Annotated in this window: 18 protein-coding genes and 2 pseudogenes; 14 read left to right on the top strand and 6 right to left on the bottom strand. The window is 70.1% G+C overall.

The features are described from left to right. Positions 1-2 precede the first annotated feature (2 nt). Positions 3-548, top strand: a complete 546-nt coding sequence (locus FGD71_RS19240; RefSeq protein ID WP_119101691.1) for a hypothetical protein — start codon at positions 3-5, stop codon at positions 546-548. A 38-nt stretch (positions 549-586) separates the two neighbouring features. Here the strand turns inward: FGD71_RS19240 and FGD71_RS19235 are convergent, their stop codons facing one another. Next, positions 587-1,348, bottom strand: coding sequence for a dienelactone hydrolase family protein (locus FGD71_RS19235; RefSeq protein WP_119101690.1), 762 nt, complete (start codon positions 1,346-1,348; stop codon positions 587-589). Positions 1,349-1,356: 8 nt separating this feature from the next. Further along, positions 1,357-2,184 carry an NADPH-dependent F420 reductase gene (locus tag FGD71_RS19230; protein ID WP_119101689.1) on the bottom strand — a complete coding sequence of 276 codons (828 nt, stop codon included), beginning with the start codon at positions 2,182-2,184 and terminating at the stop codon, positions 1,357-1,359. An 84-nt stretch (positions 2,185-2,268) separates the two neighbouring features. On the opposite strand from FGD71_RS19230, the gene FGD71_RS19225 reads away from it, so the two are divergent. From FGD71_RS19225 to FGD71_RS19200, 7 genes and pseudogenes are all read left to right on the top strand, one after another. After that, complete coding sequence (locus tag FGD71_RS19225) at positions 2,269-2,862, top strand: TetR/AcrR family transcriptional regulator (RefSeq protein ID WP_119101688.1); 594 nt, start codon at positions 2,269-2,271, stop codon at positions 2,860-2,862. Positions 2,863-2,923: 61 nt separating this feature from the next. Further along, positions 2,924-3,049 (top strand): annotated as a pseudogene (locus tag FGD71_RS48980) (GNAT family N-acetyltransferase); the annotation flags it as partial. 1 nt (position 3,050) lies between these two features. Further along, a partial coding sequence (locus FGD71_RS19220) for a GNAT family N-acetyltransferase (protein ID WP_244951218.1) occupies positions 3,051-3,533 on the top strand: 483 nt, incomplete at its 5' end. 89 nt (positions 3,534-3,622) lie between these two features. Then, complete coding sequence (locus FGD71_RS19215; RefSeq protein WP_119101686.1) at positions 3,623-4,117, top strand: MarR family winged helix-turn-helix transcriptional regulator; 495 nt, start codon at positions 3,623-3,625, stop codon at positions 4,115-4,117. Positions 4,118-4,328: 211 nt separating this feature from the next. Continuing rightward, positions 4,329-4,955, top strand: a complete 627-nt coding sequence (locus tag FGD71_RS19210; protein WP_119101685.1) for a DsbA family protein — start codon at positions 4,329-4,331, stop codon at positions 4,953-4,955. A 26-nt stretch (positions 4,956-4,981) separates the two neighbouring features. After that, a complete protein-coding gene (locus tag FGD71_RS19205; protein WP_119101684.1) occupies positions 4,982-5,788 on the top strand; it encodes an MBL fold metallo-hydrolase in 807 nt (268 codons plus the stop codon). Positions 5,789-5,793: 5 nt separating this feature from the next. Continuing rightward, positions 5,794-6,210, top strand: a complete 417-nt coding sequence (locus FGD71_RS19200) for a nuclear transport factor 2 family protein (protein WP_119101683.1) — start codon at positions 5,794-5,796, stop codon at positions 6,208-6,210. Positions 6,211-6,342: 132 nt separating this feature from the next. On the opposite strand, the gene FGD71_RS19195 is transcribed toward FGD71_RS19200, so the two are convergent. Next, a complete protein-coding gene (locus tag FGD71_RS19195) occupies positions 6,343-6,795 on the bottom strand; it encodes an Lrp/AsnC family transcriptional regulator (RefSeq protein ID WP_119101682.1) in 453 nt (150 codons plus the stop codon). A 113-nt stretch (positions 6,796-6,908) separates the two neighbouring features. Here FGD71_RS19195 and FGD71_RS19190 point away from each other — a divergent pair, with 113 nt between their 5' ends. Further along, the gene (locus FGD71_RS19190; RefSeq protein WP_119101681.1) at positions 6,909-7,526 is read left to right on the top strand and encodes a LysE family translocator; all 618 of its coding nucleotides are present in this window, start codon (positions 6,909-6,911) and stop codon (positions 7,524-7,526) included. Between the two features lie 82 nt (positions 7,527-7,608). Further along, positions 7,609-8,064, top strand: a complete 456-nt coding sequence (locus FGD71_RS19185) for a PaaI family thioesterase (protein WP_119101680.1) — start codon at positions 7,609-7,611, stop codon at positions 8,062-8,064. A 93-nt stretch (positions 8,065-8,157) separates the two neighbouring features. On the opposite strand, the gene FGD71_RS19180 is transcribed toward FGD71_RS19185, so the two are convergent. The 3 genes from FGD71_RS19180 to FGD71_RS19170 form a co-directional block, all read right to left on the bottom strand. After that, positions 8,158-9,777 (bottom strand): hypothetical protein, encoded by a 1,620-nt coding sequence (locus tag FGD71_RS19180; protein WP_240436667.1) that lies wholly within the window; start codon positions 9,775-9,777, stop codon positions 8,158-8,160. A 67-nt stretch (positions 9,778-9,844) separates the two neighbouring features. Next, positions 9,845-11,668 (bottom strand): flavin-containing monooxygenase, encoded by a 1,824-nt coding sequence (locus FGD71_RS19175; protein ID WP_119101678.1) that lies wholly within the window; start codon positions 11,666-11,668, stop codon positions 9,845-9,847. A gap of 45 nt (positions 11,669-11,713) precedes the next feature. Then, positions 11,714-12,484, bottom strand: coding sequence for an SDR family NAD(P)-dependent oxidoreductase (locus FGD71_RS19170; RefSeq protein WP_119101677.1), 771 nt, complete (start codon positions 12,482-12,484; stop codon positions 11,714-11,716). 120 nt (positions 12,485-12,604) lie between these two features. Between FGD71_RS19170 and FGD71_RS19165 the strand changes: the two genes are divergently transcribed. The 4 genes and pseudogenes from FGD71_RS19165 (at position 12,605) to FGD71_RS19150 (ending at position 15,039) form a co-directional block, all read left to right on the top strand. Continuing rightward, positions 12,605-13,264 (top strand): TetR/AcrR family transcriptional regulator, encoded by a 660-nt coding sequence (locus FGD71_RS19165; protein ID WP_181359234.1) that lies wholly within the window; start codon positions 12,605-12,607, stop codon positions 13,262-13,264. Positions 13,265-13,331: 67 nt separating this feature from the next. Further along, positions 13,332-13,446, top strand: a pseudogene (locus tag FGD71_RS19160) (lipase); the annotation flags it as partial. 239 nt (positions 13,447-13,685) lie between these two features. Continuing rightward, entirely contained in the window at positions 13,686-14,312 is a 627-nt protein-coding gene (locus FGD71_RS19155; protein WP_420878322.1) for a GtrA domain-containing protein, read from the top strand. 199 nt (positions 14,313-14,511) lie between these two features. Continuing rightward, positions 14,512-15,039: a hypothetical protein gene (locus FGD71_RS19150; RefSeq protein ID WP_119101675.1), complete on the top strand. Its 528-nt coding sequence runs from the start codon at positions 14,512-14,514 to the stop codon at positions 15,037-15,039. The last annotated feature ends 49 nt before the right edge of the window (positions 15,040-15,088 follow it).

The raw sequence follows: 15,088 nt of genomic DNA, 5'->3' as shown, positions 1-15,088 counted from the left end.
CCATGCAGAGCTCTCCGTATCAGCCCGGGCGGGACGGGCAGGCCGATCAGTCCGGGCAGGCGGATCAGGCCGGGCAGGCGGATCAGGCCGGTCGGCACGGTCCGCCGGACACGGCGCGCATGCCCGGGGCTCTCATCTTCGTTCTCGTGATCGTCACCGCGCACGCGCTGGGCACGGTCTTCGGCGGCTGGGCGATCCTCGAGGAGAACCAGAGCAAGCAGGAGCACGGGCAGGACCTGCTCATGCCGATGGGCATGGCCTGGTTCGTGGCGCTGTTCTGCTGGGGGCTGGCGGCGCTCCAGGTCGTCTGCGTCGTACTGGCGCGCAAGCGCCGCCCCTGGGTCCGCGTGGTGCTCGTCGTGTGCCTGGCCTTCGTGGCGTTGTCGACGGTCGTCGGTTTCCTCGGCTCGCTGGCCTCCGGGGCGCCCAGCCTCGCGGTGTTCGTGGTCGCCGGCATCGATGTGGCGGCCCTGTGGGTGGTGTGCGGCGAGAACGCCCGCCACTGGTTCTCCGTACGCGGCCAGGCGCCCGCCTCACCGCAGGGGTGAGTGCCCATGGTCTCCCCGACGGGGCGAAGGTGCCCGGGTCAGAGCCTGCGCCCGAACAGGTCCAGCAGTGCCGCCCAGTGGCGTTCCGTCGCCTCCGCGCTGTACATGGCGGTGTCGGCCTGGGTGAAGCCGTGGTGGGCGCCGGCGTATACCTCGCCGCGGTGGCGGACGCCCGCTGCGGTGAGGGCCTTGTCGAGGCGGTCGATCTGCTCGGCGGGGTTCGTGGAGTCCTGGTCGGCGTGGCCGAAGTAGAGCTCCGCGGTGATCCGGTCCGCGAGCAGGTGAGGGCTGTCCGACGCGTCGGTCGCGAGGTGCGCGCCGTGGAAGCCGGCCGCGGCGGCGACGCGGTCCGGGTGCGTACCCGCGGTGCGCAGGGCCAGTCCGGCGCCCATGCAGTAGCCGACGACCCCCGCCGGACCGTCGGTCGTCGCCGGGGAGGCGGCCAGCCAGTCGAGGTAGACGGCGGCGTCCCGCATCGCCCCCTCGGGGGTCAGTGTCCGTGCGGCCGGCCGCAGGCTCTGGATGATCTCCGGGCGCTCGGCCGGGTTGATGAACTCGGGCAGCTCCACCACCGGCGCCCGGCTGTGGCGGTAGAAGACGTTGGGCACCAGGACGACGTATCCGGCCGCCGCGAGTCGGTCCGCCATGGCCTTCAGGCGCGGGCGCAGCCCGAAGGCGTCCATGTAGAGGAGGACGGCGGGGTACGGAGCGGGGGCGTCGGGGTGGGCGAGGTAGGCGTCGGCGGTTCCGTCAGCGGTCGGGATGTCGACGGACGATCCGTGCACGGCTGCAGTGGTCATGGCAGGGCTCAGTCCTGGGAGAGGGTCGCGGAAGCAGCGCCCGCGGGGCGCCGTACGGCCTGGCCGACCAGTTCCTTCACCCGGGCGGCGGGCACGGGGACACCCGGCGTCTCGAAGAACCAGCGCTGCGCCTCCTCCTGGCTCAGCCCCTCGGGCCGCTCGGCCAGGTACGGCTGAACGTAGACCGGAGTGCCGGGCTCGACGCGCCAGCTGTCGGCGAGGACACCGATGTCGACGGCGTCGTAACCGAGGGCGTCCAGCAACCGGGCCGCCTCCTCCTTGGCCGCCGGGTCGTCACCCGCGATCGGCAGGGCGCTGCGGTCGGGGGCACCGGCGGGACGGGCGCTGATGGACAGACGGCGGAAGTCGATGTTGTTGAACGCCTTCACCAACCGGGAGCCGGCCAGGTGACGCTGGACCAGCTCGGCGGAGGTCATCCCGCCGGCGTCCAGGGCGGCGAGGCGGCCGTCGCGCTCCGGGTAGTAGTTCATGGTGTCGATCACGGTCTTGCCGGCCAGTGCCTCGGCCGGCAGCCGCGCGTGGTTCTTCAGCGGGATGGTCGCCACCACCAGGTCGCCCGCCCGGGCGGCCTCCTCCGGCGTGGCGGCTCGGGCGCGGTCGCCGAGCCCGGCGACGAGGTCGGCGAGGGTCTCGGGGCCGCGGGAGTTACTGACAGCGACGTCCAGGCCGGCGGCCACCGCGAGGCCGGCCACCGCACTGCCGATCATGCCGCTGCCGATGAGTCCAAGAGTTCGAGTGGTCACGGTGTCCTGCCTCCGTCTCGCCGGGCGAGGAGAACATCTCCCCTCACCCTCGGCTCCAGTAGTGAAATTCAAACCTTCAATTGAAACTGAGTGTCACGCTAGCCATCGAGTTTCACTCCTGCAAGTCGGGGTCTGGTGGAGAGGTACGATCGCGGGGTGAGCGCAGCAGGGCGTACGAGCACCAGGGACATCGCACGGGCCGCCGTACGGGCCGAACTGGGCCAGGTGGCCTTCGAGTTGTTCCGCCGCGAGGGCTTCGAGAAGGTCACCCTCGACGATCTCGCCGCGGCCGCCGGGGTCTCCCGCAGCACGTTCCTGCGCTACTTCGGCACCAAGGAGGACGCCGTCCTCAGCGCCTTCGACGCCAAGGGCGAGCGAGTCGCCGACGCCTTGCGCACCCGCCCCGCCGACGAGGACGACTGGACCGCGCTGCGGTGCGCCCTGGACACGGCCATCGAGCCCTACCACCAGGACCCCGACGGCTCCCTGGCCATGACCCGCCTGGTCCGGGACACCCCCGCACTGTGCGCACGGCAACTGGAGAAGCAGCACGGCTGGCGTCCGGCCCTGGCCAGGGCCCTCGCGGAACGCGCCGGGTTCGCCGAGCCCCCGGCGCTCGGCCACTGGGTCCGCGCGTCCGCGGCCCTGGACTGCCTCAACGTCGCCGTCGACCACTGGACCGATTCCGACGGCCGACTCGACCTCGTCTCCCTCCTCGACGAGGCCTTCGCCGCGCTCGCGCCACGCTGAACTCACCGCTGCCCCCGAAGGCCGAGCAGCATCGCCACGTCCGCCGTGACATCGTGGTGCCATGACCATCGAGGTTCGCCCGGCTTCGGTCTTCGAAGACGTCCGCACCCTGGTCGGCCCGAAGTCGCCTGAAGCCAACGTCTGCTGGTGCCTGAGCTACCGGATCCCGTCCAAGCTCAACAACGAGNCTGAGCTACCGGATCCCGTCCAAGCTCAACAACGAGCTCCGGGGGCCGGCCCGCGGTGAGTACGTTGCCGAGCTGTGCCGTACGGGGCCCCCTCCGGGGGTGCTCGCCTACGACGGCGACGAGCCCGTCGGCTGGGCCGCCGTGGCGCCGCGTGCGGACACGTCCTTCGCGCGCAGTCGCAAAATCCCGAACGTCGACGACCTGCCGGTCTGGTCGCTGTGGTGCATCCGCGTACGCCCCGGCCATCGCAAGAGGGGCATCTCGCACGCCCTCATCGCCGGTGCGGTCGAGTTCGCCCGCGGCCATGGCGCACCGGCGATCGAGGCCTACCCCGTCGACAACGGGGAAGCCAAGGTCGACATGACGATGGCGTATGCCGGGATCCGGAAGAACTTCGAACGCGCCGGGTTCGTCCACGCCGCCGACACCACCTCGGTGCTGGCCGGTCATCCTCGGGTCCTGATGCGGCTCGACCTGCGCTGACGGATCAGCCCTGAACCTCGGCGGCCGGAGCCGGAGGCACGGCATGATCAGGGGATCAGTGGCGGGGACGAAGAGAAGGGCGCGGGGCCGTGGGCGAGCAGGCGGAGATCTCGACGGCGAAGCAGGCCGCCGACAACGAACTGGTCCTCGCCTTCGGGCGGCTGCAGGGGGCGGCGAACCGGCTGGAGTACGTCCTGGGGCGGGCTCTTGAAGAGGAGTGCGGCATCAGCCATCTCATGTTCGAGGTGCTGCTCATCCTGGGCCGGGCGGGTGAGCCCGGCCTGTCGATGCGGGCCATCGCCCAGGAACAGGTGCTGACCACCGGCGGTGCCACGCGGCTGGTGGACCGTATGGAGGCGGCCGGGCTCGTCGAGCGGAGCGAGGACCCCGGTGACCGGCGCGGGCGCCTGGTGCGTCTCACCCCGCAGGGGGAGGAGACCGCGGTCGCCGCGTCTCGGGTGCACGTGGAGAACATTCGCCGCTATTTCCTGGCCCCCCTGCCGGCCGAGGACCGGGGACGGTTCGCGGAGGACTTGCGCATCCTGAGCCATTCGGCGCGGGACATTCTCCCCCGTCTGCCCTGACCGAAGGGCTCTGAGCCGCGGTCGAGAATCGGCCTGGATCCAGCGGCGTCCCATCGGCTTGATCTCACGCCATCCAACGCCACCCGACGACAGCAGAGACATGGGTGTGGCGGCCGTCACACACGCCCTGGAATATCTGACACGTCAGTTACTGTTTTGTCAGATGATTCGCTCGCGCCGGGCGGACATCACACCCCTGTCGAGGTCTTCCATGAAGCTCACCTACGTCTTCGACGCCTACTGCGGCTGGTCCCATGGCTTCTCCGGGACGCTCCGCGAGGTCGTCTCCCGCCACCCCGAGCTGCCGGTGGAGGTGGTCTCCGGCGGCCTGTTCACCGGATCGCGCCGCGTACCGATCCGCGAATTCGGACACGTCCAAGGCGCGAACGCCAAGATCGCAGAGCTGACCGGTGCCGAGTTCGGCGACAGCTACGAGCGGCTGATCGCCGACGGCTCGTTCGTCATGGACTCCGAGGCCGCCGCCCGCGGCGTGGCCGTTCTGCGCCTGGCCGCCCCCGACCGGGCGGCGGAACTGGCGATCGCCCTGCAGCGGGCCTTCTACGTCGACGGCCGCAGCCTGTCCGACGCGGCCACCTACCGGACGGTGGCCGAGGAAGCCGGGCTGGACGCCGACGCCGTACTCGCCACCTTCGAGGCGCCCGAGGCGCGGGCCGCCGCCGAGGCCGACCTCCGCCGCACGGCCGCACTGGGCGTCACCGGTTTCCCCACCCTCCTCGCGGTCGACGGCGAATCCGTCACCGTCCTGGCCCACGGCCACGCCACCGCCGACGAGATCGACCAGCGGCTGGCAGCCCTGACCACCGATCACACCCACTGAGCCTTCTGCCCCCCAAGGAGCCCAGCATGAGCACCCTCTCCTTCCAGGTCCACGACCTTGACTTCCCCGCCGGGAGCAAGAACAAGACCGCCACTCTCGTCACCGGCGAGCAGGAGGCGCTGCTGGTCGACGCCGGCTTCACCCGTGCCGACGCCCATCGCCTGGCTGCCGAGGTCCTCGACTCGGGCAAGAAGCTGACGACCGTGTTCGTCAGCCACGGCGACCCGGACTTCTACTTCGGTGCCGAAGTGATCGCCGACGCCTTCCCCGACGCGCAGTTCGTGGCCACCCCGATCGTCATCGAGCACATCCAGCACTCCTACGAGGGCAAGCTCAAGGCGTGGGAGGCCCTCGGCCCGAACCTGCCCACCCGCCTGGTCGAACTCACCCCGCTGACCGGCGACCTCACCCTCGAAGGCCACCGTTTCGAACTCAGGGGCGGCCCCGCCGGACTGCCCGACCGCCATTACCTCTGGCAGGCCGAGCACCGCGCCCTCCTCGGCGGCGTCCTGCTCTTCCAGCGGGAGCACGTGTGGGTCGCCGACACCCCCACCCCTGCCGACCGCTCCGCCTGGATCAAGCTCCTGGACGAGATGGCCGCACTCGACCCGCAGCTGGTCGTCCCCGGCCACCGCCTGCCCGACACCCCCGCGGACGCCTCCGCCATCACCGCCACCCGCGACTACCTGCTCGCCTTCGAGGAGGAACTCGGCAAGGCAGCCGACGGCGCCGCGCTGACCGATGCCCTCGTCAAGCGCTACCCCGGCAACGGCATGCTGATCGCCGCTCAGATCGGCGCGAAGGTCGCCAAGGGCGAGATGAAGTGGGGCTGACACCCATGGCCGGCACCGACTTCGGCGTGTCCACGGCGCCTGTGGATGTCGTACGCCGCCAGTACCTCGCCTCCGCGGCGGGCGACCTGGAAGCCCTGCGCGCCACCCTCGCCCCCGACGTGGAGTGGACCGAGATGGCCGGCTTCCCCCTCGCCGGCACCTACCGCACCCCTGACGGGGTCACGGCCAACGTGATGGAGAAGCTCGGCCAGGACTGGGACGACTGGATCGCCCACGACGACAACTACGTCGTCGACGGCGAGAACGTCGTCGTCCTCGCCCGCTACACGGCCGTCAACAAGGCCACCGGCAAGCCGATCGACGTTCGCGTCGCCCACCACTTCGTCGTCCGCGGCGGGCTCATCGTGCGCTTCGAGCAGTACGTCGACACGGCGCTCGTCCGCGAGGCCATGCCCGACTGACCCGACCGCACCACAGCCGTACGCCGCCGCGCACCACGCGCGGCGGCGTACTGGCGTGCCTTGCGGTCGGTGGGCGTCAGTGAGGTCGCGTCGTCGCCCGTGGACTCTCACGTAGCTCTCGTCGGCGCATGGCTACGCAGGGAGCGGGCGGTCGCTGACCACGTGCTTCATGACCATGGTCGAGGTCAAGCGCTGAACGCCCGGCAGGGTGGCCAGCCGCTGATCGTAGAGCTGCTGGAAGGCAGCCAGATCGCTGGTGACGACGCGCAAGAGGTAGTCGGGCTCACCGAACAGGCGCTGGGCCTGCATCACGTGCGGGATCGCGGCCACGGCTTGCTCGAAGGCGGTGATGGTGTCGCCCTCTCCCCAGCGCAGGGTGGCGAACACCAGGGCCTCGAAGTCCAGGCCGACAGCGGCCGGGTCCACGACGGCGCGGTAGCCGCGGATCGCACCGGCGCGTTCGAGGTCGCGCAGACGGCGGTGACACGGGGAGACGCTCAGCTTCACCCGGGCGGCCAGCTCGGTCACTGTCAGACGGCCGTCCTGCTGCAGCTCGGCAAGAATCTTCCGATCCAGGTCATCCATGGAGAAGATTATCCCTTCCAGGCGGCCAATACGGGGAAAGTATGGAAGCACTTTCCGGCACAGAACGCCTAATCTTCCCTCCGTAAGGGCGAACACAAGAGGGACGATTCAACATGGACGCGGGCACAGTGGCGGCATTCCTGGCAGTGGATCTTCTGCTGGTGTTCACGCCCGGCGCGGACTGGGCCTACGCGATCACGGCAGGGCTGCGGAACCGGTCGGTGCTGCCGGCGGTTGCCGGACTGGTGGCCGGATACGCCGGCTACACCCTGCTCGCCGTGGCCGGCCTGGTGGTGATCGTCGCAAGCTCCGCGAGCCTGCTCACCGCGCTGACCGTCGTCGGGGCCGCCTACCTGATGTGGCTCGGTGGGGGCGTACTGGCACGGCCGGCCACCCCCGGTGCCTCCACGGAGCCCATGGCCGCCTCCGGCCGGCAGATCATGCTGAAGGGCGCCGGCATCAGCGGCCTGAATCCCAAGGCGCTGCTCCTGTACTTCTCTCTGTTCCCCCAGTTCATCGATCCGGCGGCGGGCTGGCCTGTCGCTGCTCAGACCGGCCTGCTCGGCACGCTGCACATGGTGAGTTGTGCCGCCGTCTATCTCGCCGTGGGCGTACTGGCCCGTACCGTGCTGGCGGCCCGGCCGACGGCGGCCCGCGCTGTCACCCGTACGAGCGGCGCCATGATGATCGCCATCGGCGGGTTCCTCCTCGTGGAGCGCCTGGCGGGATGACGGCTCCCGCCTGGCCCCCCCGGCCCAACCACCCAACGCCCCGGCCGACACGTCCACTTCCACTTCCACTTCAAGGAGAGCCGTGGAACACCAGACGCAGCAGGAACCAGCAAGCCCGGAGGTGCGGGCGCGCATCCAGGCAAGCTTCGAACGTCAGGGGCTGATGGGCCATCTCGGTGCGCGCATAGTGCACATCGCGCCGGGGCGCGTGCACATCGCGCTCCCCAGTCGGCCCGAGGTGACCCAGCAGCACGGCTACTTCCACGCGGGAGCGACCAGCGCCATCGCCGACAGCGCGGGGGGTTATGCGGCGTTCACCTTGTTCCCCGAGGACACCTCGGTGCTCACGGTCGAGTACAAGATCAACCTCCTGGCACCCGCCGCGGGCGAGCACATCGAGGCCGTGGGAACGGTCCTGAAATCCGGACGGACGCTGACCGTGTGCCAACTGGAAGTGTTCGGCGTCCAGGACGACCGGAGGACACTCGTCGCAACTGGCCAACAGACGCTGATCCGCGTGAACACGTCCGAACGGTGACATCGTCCTGGCCTGGGCACGGGCCACGAACTCGCCCATGCAGGCCAGGACGTTATCGGCCTCCGCGCCCCCGCCCTAAAGATCATCCCCGGCTCATGTGCCGCTCCGCGGTGGTGACAGGCGCAGCACGGTGCCCTCGCCGTTGGCCGAGAGGACGAGGGATCCGTCCGGGTCCACGGCGAGGCCCGCGAACTGGCCCGCCATGCCGGGCCCTCCGTGCGCGAACAGCGCGGGCTCGGCACGGCGGACGATCCCCGGGGGCACGCCGACTGCCAGGTCTTCGGCGTCGATCCCGCACTCCCCCGTGGTCAGGGACACCGCCCACAGCCTCCGGTGCTCGGTGTCCACGGTGAACAGTTCGTCGCCGCGGACGGCCAGGCCCTGCGGGGCGCCGAGACCCTCCGCGACAGGCACCGCCTGACCATCGTCGATGCGCAGCACCGCCCCGAGCCGGTCGTCGCTGACGTAACAGCGCTGCTCGGCGTCGAAGGCCACGTCCACGGGGTGTTCGAGCCCCTCGGTGAGCACGGTGACGGTGTCGTCCTCGTCGATGGCGATGATGCGGCCGGCGCCGGTCTCGGCGACCACGAGCGCGCCGTCCACCCGCACCGCGAGGCCCAGGGGCTGACCGAGCCCGGTCGCCCTGACCCGCGTGGTCCTGCGCACGGGGTCGTAGGTCTGGACGTTGCCGAACTGCGAGGTGAGGTGCAGGAGCCCGCCGTCGGCGGTGATGCCGTGGGTGAAGATCAGCAGCGCCTCCGTGGTCACGCCGCCCGGTTCGCCCCCGTCGGAGGCCTCCGGGCGGGCCACGCGGTAGTGGTCGGCCGCGTACACCGTGCCTCCGAGGTCGATCGTCACCCCATAGGGGCCGTCGAGGCCGCGGGGCACGAGCTGCCGGGTGCGTCCGTCGGGATGCATCTCCGTGATGCCGCCGCTCGCGAAGCTGGAGACGAACATGCGGTTCTCCGCGTCGAACGCGGCGTTGTCCAGCCCCACGACACCGCTGGTGACGAGCGACCGGGATCCGGTGCCGTGGAGGTCGATGCGCGTCACGAAGCCTTCCGGGCCCCGCGACAGCACGTTCAGGACCCCGCCCTTGTCGAAACGGACCGCGACCGGGTCGTGTACGTCCTCCGCGACCACCTCCGGCACACCGCCGTCGGGGGGAATGCGCCAGACCTGATTGCTGATCATGTGCGGGTAGTACAGGCAGCCGTCCGGGCCGAGCTGCATCGCGTTGCCGAAGGCCAGTCCCTCGGTGAGAACGACCGGGTCGCCACCCTCCGGGAACAGCTCGAGGAGGCGGCCGTTCATCTTCATCTCGTTGACGAAGAGCCGGTCGCCGACGCAGGTGATGCCGTTGGGCACCTTCACCTCGTCGGAGACCAGGGTGTACTCGCCCTGGGGGCTGCGGCGCCACACCCGGCCGGGGACCAGGTCGGCGATGTACATCGAGCCGTCCGTCCCAAAGGCGAGGTCGTCCGGTGACTGGACCGGGCTGTCCATCGGAACGACCACCTCCACGTCCCCGCCTGCCGGGTCCACGGCGCTGATCTGCCCGGCGAGGAACTGCGCGACGTACAACCGCCCGTCGGGCCCGAACGCGACACCGTTGGAACCCCACAGCGGGTTGGGCGGATTGAGCCTCCTGGTGTCCCACCGCTCGCTCGTGGGCTGTCGGCGTCCCGTGTCGTCGAATCGGCTGGGTCGCACGGTCACTTCCTGTCCATGGTGTGGTGACGGTGGCGTGGTGACTGCGGCGGGCTCGCGTCGTCGGTTGTCATTCGGCGATGACCTCGCTCATGCCTCCCTCCGCGCGCCAGCGCCTGAGCAGCTCGTAGAACGCGACCGGACCGTCGCCGTACGACTCGCTCCGGTGTCTGGGCATGCCCTCGCCGTTGTAGTAGCCGGGGGTGCACTCGGACTGGAACTTGTGCAGGTCGGCCGCCTTTTCCCGGATCGTGGCCACCCAGGCGGCCTCGGCCTCGGCCGTCGGCTCCACGTACCGGGCCCGGCGCCTGCGCGCCTCGGCGACGACCTCGGCGACATGGGTCGCCTGTTCGTCGAGGACGTGGACGTAGTTCACGGAGCTGGCGCTCTGTGTCGCGCCGAGCATCAACAGGTTGGGGAAACCCTGGCTGTAGAACCCGTGGAGCGTCTTCGGGCCGGTCTTCCAGGAGTCCAGCAGAGCGACGCCGTCCCTTCCGTACGCAGGGAGTTGTCCGGACACCAGCCCGGAAACGCCGACGTCGAAGCCGGTCCCGAAGATGACGCAGTCGACCTCGTACTCGACCCCGCCGGCCACGACGGCGTGTTCGGTGATGCGCTCCACACCCCCGTGGTCGGCCGTGTTCACCAGCGTGACGTCGGGCCGGTTGAACGTGTCCAGGTACGAGTCGCTGAACGTGGGCCGCTTGCACATGTAGCGGTACCAGGGTTTGAGCGCCTCGGCGGTCGCCGGGTCCTCGACGACGGCGTCCACCCGGGCCCGGAGCTCGTTCATCTTCTGGAAGTCGGCCATCTCCTCCAGACGTTCCCGCTCCTCGGGCGTGACGTCCGCGTAGCCGTTGCTCGGGACGATCTTCTGTTGCAGGCGGGCACTGCTGGTCCAGCCGTCGGCCACCAGGTCCTCGTCCGCCCGGCCACCCGTCACGACCGCGAGGAAGTTGTCCCTGCGCCGCCGCTGCCAGCCAGGCGTCAGCGACTGGGCCCACTCCGGATCCGTGGGGCGCTGTCCGCGCACGTCCACCGAGGACGGGGTGCGCTGGAACACGTACAGGTGCTGCGCGTCCCTCCCGAGATGCGGCACGACCTGAATGGCGGTCGCCCCCGTGCCGATGAGGGCCACGCGCTTGTCGGCGAGCTTGTCGAGGCCGCCGTTCGCGTCACCACCGGTGTAGCCGTAGTCCCAGCGGCTCGTGTGGAACGTGTGCCCCTTGAAGGTCTCGATCCCCGGGATCCCGGGCAGTTTGGGCTGGCTGAGCAGTCCGGTCGCCACCACGACGTAGCGCGCGCTCATGCGGTCACCGCGGTCGGTACCGATGATCCACGCGAACTTGGTCTCGTCCCAGCGGAGTTCGGTCACCTGCGTCTGTAAGCAGGCATCACGGTAGAGATCGAAGTGCTTCGCGATCGCCTGTGAATGCTGTCTGATCTCCTCGCCGGGCGCGTACTTCCACTTCGGGATGTAGCCGACCTCTTCGAGCAGCGGCATGTAGACGTACGACTCGATATCGCAGTGAATTCCTGGATACCGGTTCCAGTACCAGGTTCCGCCGAAGTCCCCGCCCTTCTCGATGATGCGGATTCCCCGCAGTCCCGCCTGGCGCAGGCGGGCGCCGGCCAGCAGGCCGCCGAACCCACCGCCGATGACCACCACCTCGACATGGTCGTTCAACGGCTCCCGGGTGAACCCGGGCTCGGCATGCGGGTCCTCGTCGAAGTGGCCGAACTCGCCGGTGGTACGCCGGTACTGACGATTGCCGTCAGGACGGATCCGCCGGTCACGCTCGGCCCGGTACCGCTCGCGCAGGGCATCCAGGTCCAAGCCCGGGTCTTGTGGATCGGGACGATTCGGTTCGGACAGAGTGTGGGGGGTGGACATGCGTGTGTCCTCTTTCTCTGAGGCAGGCGTGGTTCTCGACGCGATTCAGACCGCTGCCCAGCCGTTGTCCACCGGCAGGATGACGCCGTTGACGCTGCTTGCCGCGTCGGAAGCGAGATAGACAATGGCGGCGGCCTGCTCCTCCGGTTCGGAGATGCGGCCCATGTTGTTCATGTGCCCACCGAGGACGGCCGGTCCGTGGGCCTGCCGGTCGATGTCGACGCCGGTCGCGATATCGGTGATCGTGCCGCCCGGTGCTATGGCGTTGGCGCGGATGCCCTTGTCCCGGTACATCACCGCGAGAGAGCGGGTGAGCCCGAGGACACCGTGCTTGGAGACGGTGTACGCGGTCCCGGCCGCGCTGCCGCGCAGCGACGCCTCGGACGCGGTGCTGACGATGGCTCCGCCTCCCGCCGCGAGCATGTGCGGCAGAACGGCCCGCGTCAGCAGGAACGGCGCCGTGAGATTGATCCGTAGGACCCGCTCCCACTCGGCGTCGGTGACATCCGCCGTCGCGGACATGCTGTCCATGACGCCCGCGTTGTTGACCAGGACGTCGATGCCGCCGAAGGTGTCGACCGCGCTTGCCACGACCCCGTCGACCACCGCGCTGTCGCTCAGGTCGCCCGTGACAGCGACGGCCGTTCCCCCCGCGGACTCGATCGCGCCGACGACGCTCTTGGCCCCCTCGGCGTTCAGGTCGGCGACGACGACCTTCGCTCCCTCCGCGGCGAAACGCAGAGCGGTGGCACGGCCGATCCCGGACGCGGCTCCGGTGACGATGACGCTCTTGCCTGACAGACCCGTAACACCCATGAGGGCTCCTCTGCTCGACGCGTTGGCGTGCCCATGAGGCTACTGGTTTTTGTCTCAGTGCGACACAAAGTCACAGCGCGACATAAATTAAAGTGGGCACAGCAAGTCGAGGAGGGGCGCATGGCCGGACGAGCCGGCGGTTCCACAGGGCGACCGCCGTTGACGGAGCGGCGGCGCGCCGAGACACGTATGGAGATCGCCGAGGAGGCGGTCCGGCTCTTCGTCGCCCAGGGCGTGGCGGCGACCACCGCGGAGGACATCGCCTCCAGCGCGGGGGTGTCCACGCGCACGCTGTGGCGGTACTTCCGCTCGAAGGAGGAGTGCGTCCGCCCCCTGCTCACAACGGGCCTGGAGATACTGACGAAGAGCCTGAAGGACTGGGAGGGGGACTGCTCGCTCGCCGAGGCGATCATGAACGTCCATCACGGCGGAGCCGTCGGAGCGCGCGTGGAAGCGCTGCGCGACCTCGTACGGCTGTGCCGTGACGAGCCGGGGCTGCGCGCCGTCTGGCTGGAGGCGCATTACGACGCCGAAGCCGCGTTCGCCGCCATGATCGCCGACCGCACCGATCGCCCCGCCGACGACCTCGCGGTCCGCCTGGAAGCAGGCGTGCTGAACACCGCGCTGCGCATCGGGGTGGAGGACTGGGCCCTGCGCTCCGACCAGTCGGCGGGCCCGTCCCTCGGGGAAACCAACACGCGCGCTCTGCGGATGATCGCCCGGATCTCCGAAACGGAAGCTCCTGCGCCGTCCGGGACCGGCTCCCACACCGAGGGGTGAGCGGCCCCAGCGCGCGACCGCGGCGCCGCCGAGGAACCGCGTGCACTACACGGCCATCCGGGACAAGTGCACGGCCGACCTGTCCGAGCATGTGGCGATAGGCCTTGTCGACCACGTCGCCTTCCACGAGGTCACCAACGCGCTCGATCCGGCGCAATGCCACGCCCACCACGTGCGCGTAGGTCATCGGCTGACCGGCGCCATCATCGAACCAATCGACACCCGGCAATAACCCTCCGACCTGCAGTTTCACATGCCATGGCCCGACCCTGGCGCCGACAACCGAACCGATGGCGCCAATTACCTCTTGCAATGGCGCCATGCATTGCGCCATCATGGCGACACAGGCGATGAACCCCTCGGTCCCGACTGGGCCGAGGGGTTCGCGTATCGCAGAGCCAGCCATCGGAGAGGCCGGATCATGGAGTCAGCACAGCGCCAGACGCAGGCAGCACCCGGCGCCTTCGCTGCCTTCGCACGGTTCGTACTCTGCGGTGGCGGCGTCGGTGTCGCCTCCAGCTTCGCAGTGGTGGCGCTCGCCGCCTGCATGCCATGGACCCTGGCGAACGCCCTGATCACGGTCGCCTCGACGCTCCTCGCCACCGAGCTGCACGCCCGCTTCACCTTCGGCGCGGGCGGGCGCGGGACCTGGTGCCAGCATGTGCAGTCGGCGGGGTCTGCGGCGGCCGCGTACGGCGTGACCTGCGTTGCGATGTTCGTCCTTCACCAGCTGGTGGCGGCGCCGGGGGCGCTGCTTGAGCAGGCCGTCTATCTGTCGGCCTCCGCGCTTGCCGGTGTCGCACGGTTCGCAGTGCTGCGACTCGTCGTCTTCGCGGGCGGCCGCAAGAAGACCGCGGCCCCGGCCACCGCTCCCGTCCGTGTCCGTGTCCGCGTCCCGGCTCAGGCCTCCCGCACTCGTCGCGTCGATCACCCCGCTCCGATCGCCGTGGCCCTGACCGCCGGCCCGACCGGGCCTTCGGCGGTCCGGTTCCACAGCGTCGGCCTCAGCGAGACGAACGCGGCGCCCGCCCTGTGCGCCGCCGCCTGACCGGCACTCGCCTGACCGGCACTCGCCCGACCGACACCTACCGGAGCGGCACGCGGCCCGGGGCGACCTTGATCGGAGATTGCCCCGCGGGCGTGAGGCACCCCGCTCCTCAAGCGCCGGAGCGGTTGAATTTCGATCCCGGCACCATCATGGCGCCATGCGGCTTGCTATGGCGCCATGATGGTGCCATAGTTGCACTATGGACCTCACTCCCTACGTTGACAACCTCCGGCACGAACTCGCTGTCGCCGCCGAAGCCGGTGGAGACGAAGCCCTCGCCCTGGCCGAGCGGCTCACCGCCCAGCTCGAGTCGGCCGCCCGGCTCACCCTGCTGAACGCCCTGTCCGACGCCATGGACGAGGTCACCCGCGACCTGGCCCCGGGCTCGGTCGATGTACGACTGCGTGGGCTCGACCCCGAGTTCGTGGTCACGGCGCCACCCACCCCGGACACCTTCGGCGAGGGCGATGCTCCGGCCCCGCCGCCGGCGCCCACGCCGCCGGCCCCGGTGGACGTCGAGGACGGCGCCACCTCGCGCATCAACTTCCGCCCGCCCGCCCAGCTCAAGGTCCGGGTCGAGGAGGCCGCGAGCCGCGAAGGGCTCTCGGTCAACGCCTGGCTGGTCCGGGCCGTCGCCGCCGCCCTGGAACCCACGGCGGACCGCGGCAAGAGCGGATCGAGCCGGGTGCACGCGGCCGGGCAGGGAATCACCGGCTGGGTGCGCTAGCCCACCCCACTCACGTACTCCCGACCAAGCAACCAGCAGACAGCAACCA

This window comes from Streptomyces sporangiiformans, from assembly GCF_005768555.2.
GTDB classification, from domain to species: Bacteria; Actinomycetota; Actinomycetes; order Streptomycetales; family Streptomycetaceae; genus Streptomyces; species Streptomyces sporangiiformans.
Note: the sequence above shows the minus strand (reverse complement) of the source record. Positions and strands in the feature narration are given on the sequence as shown.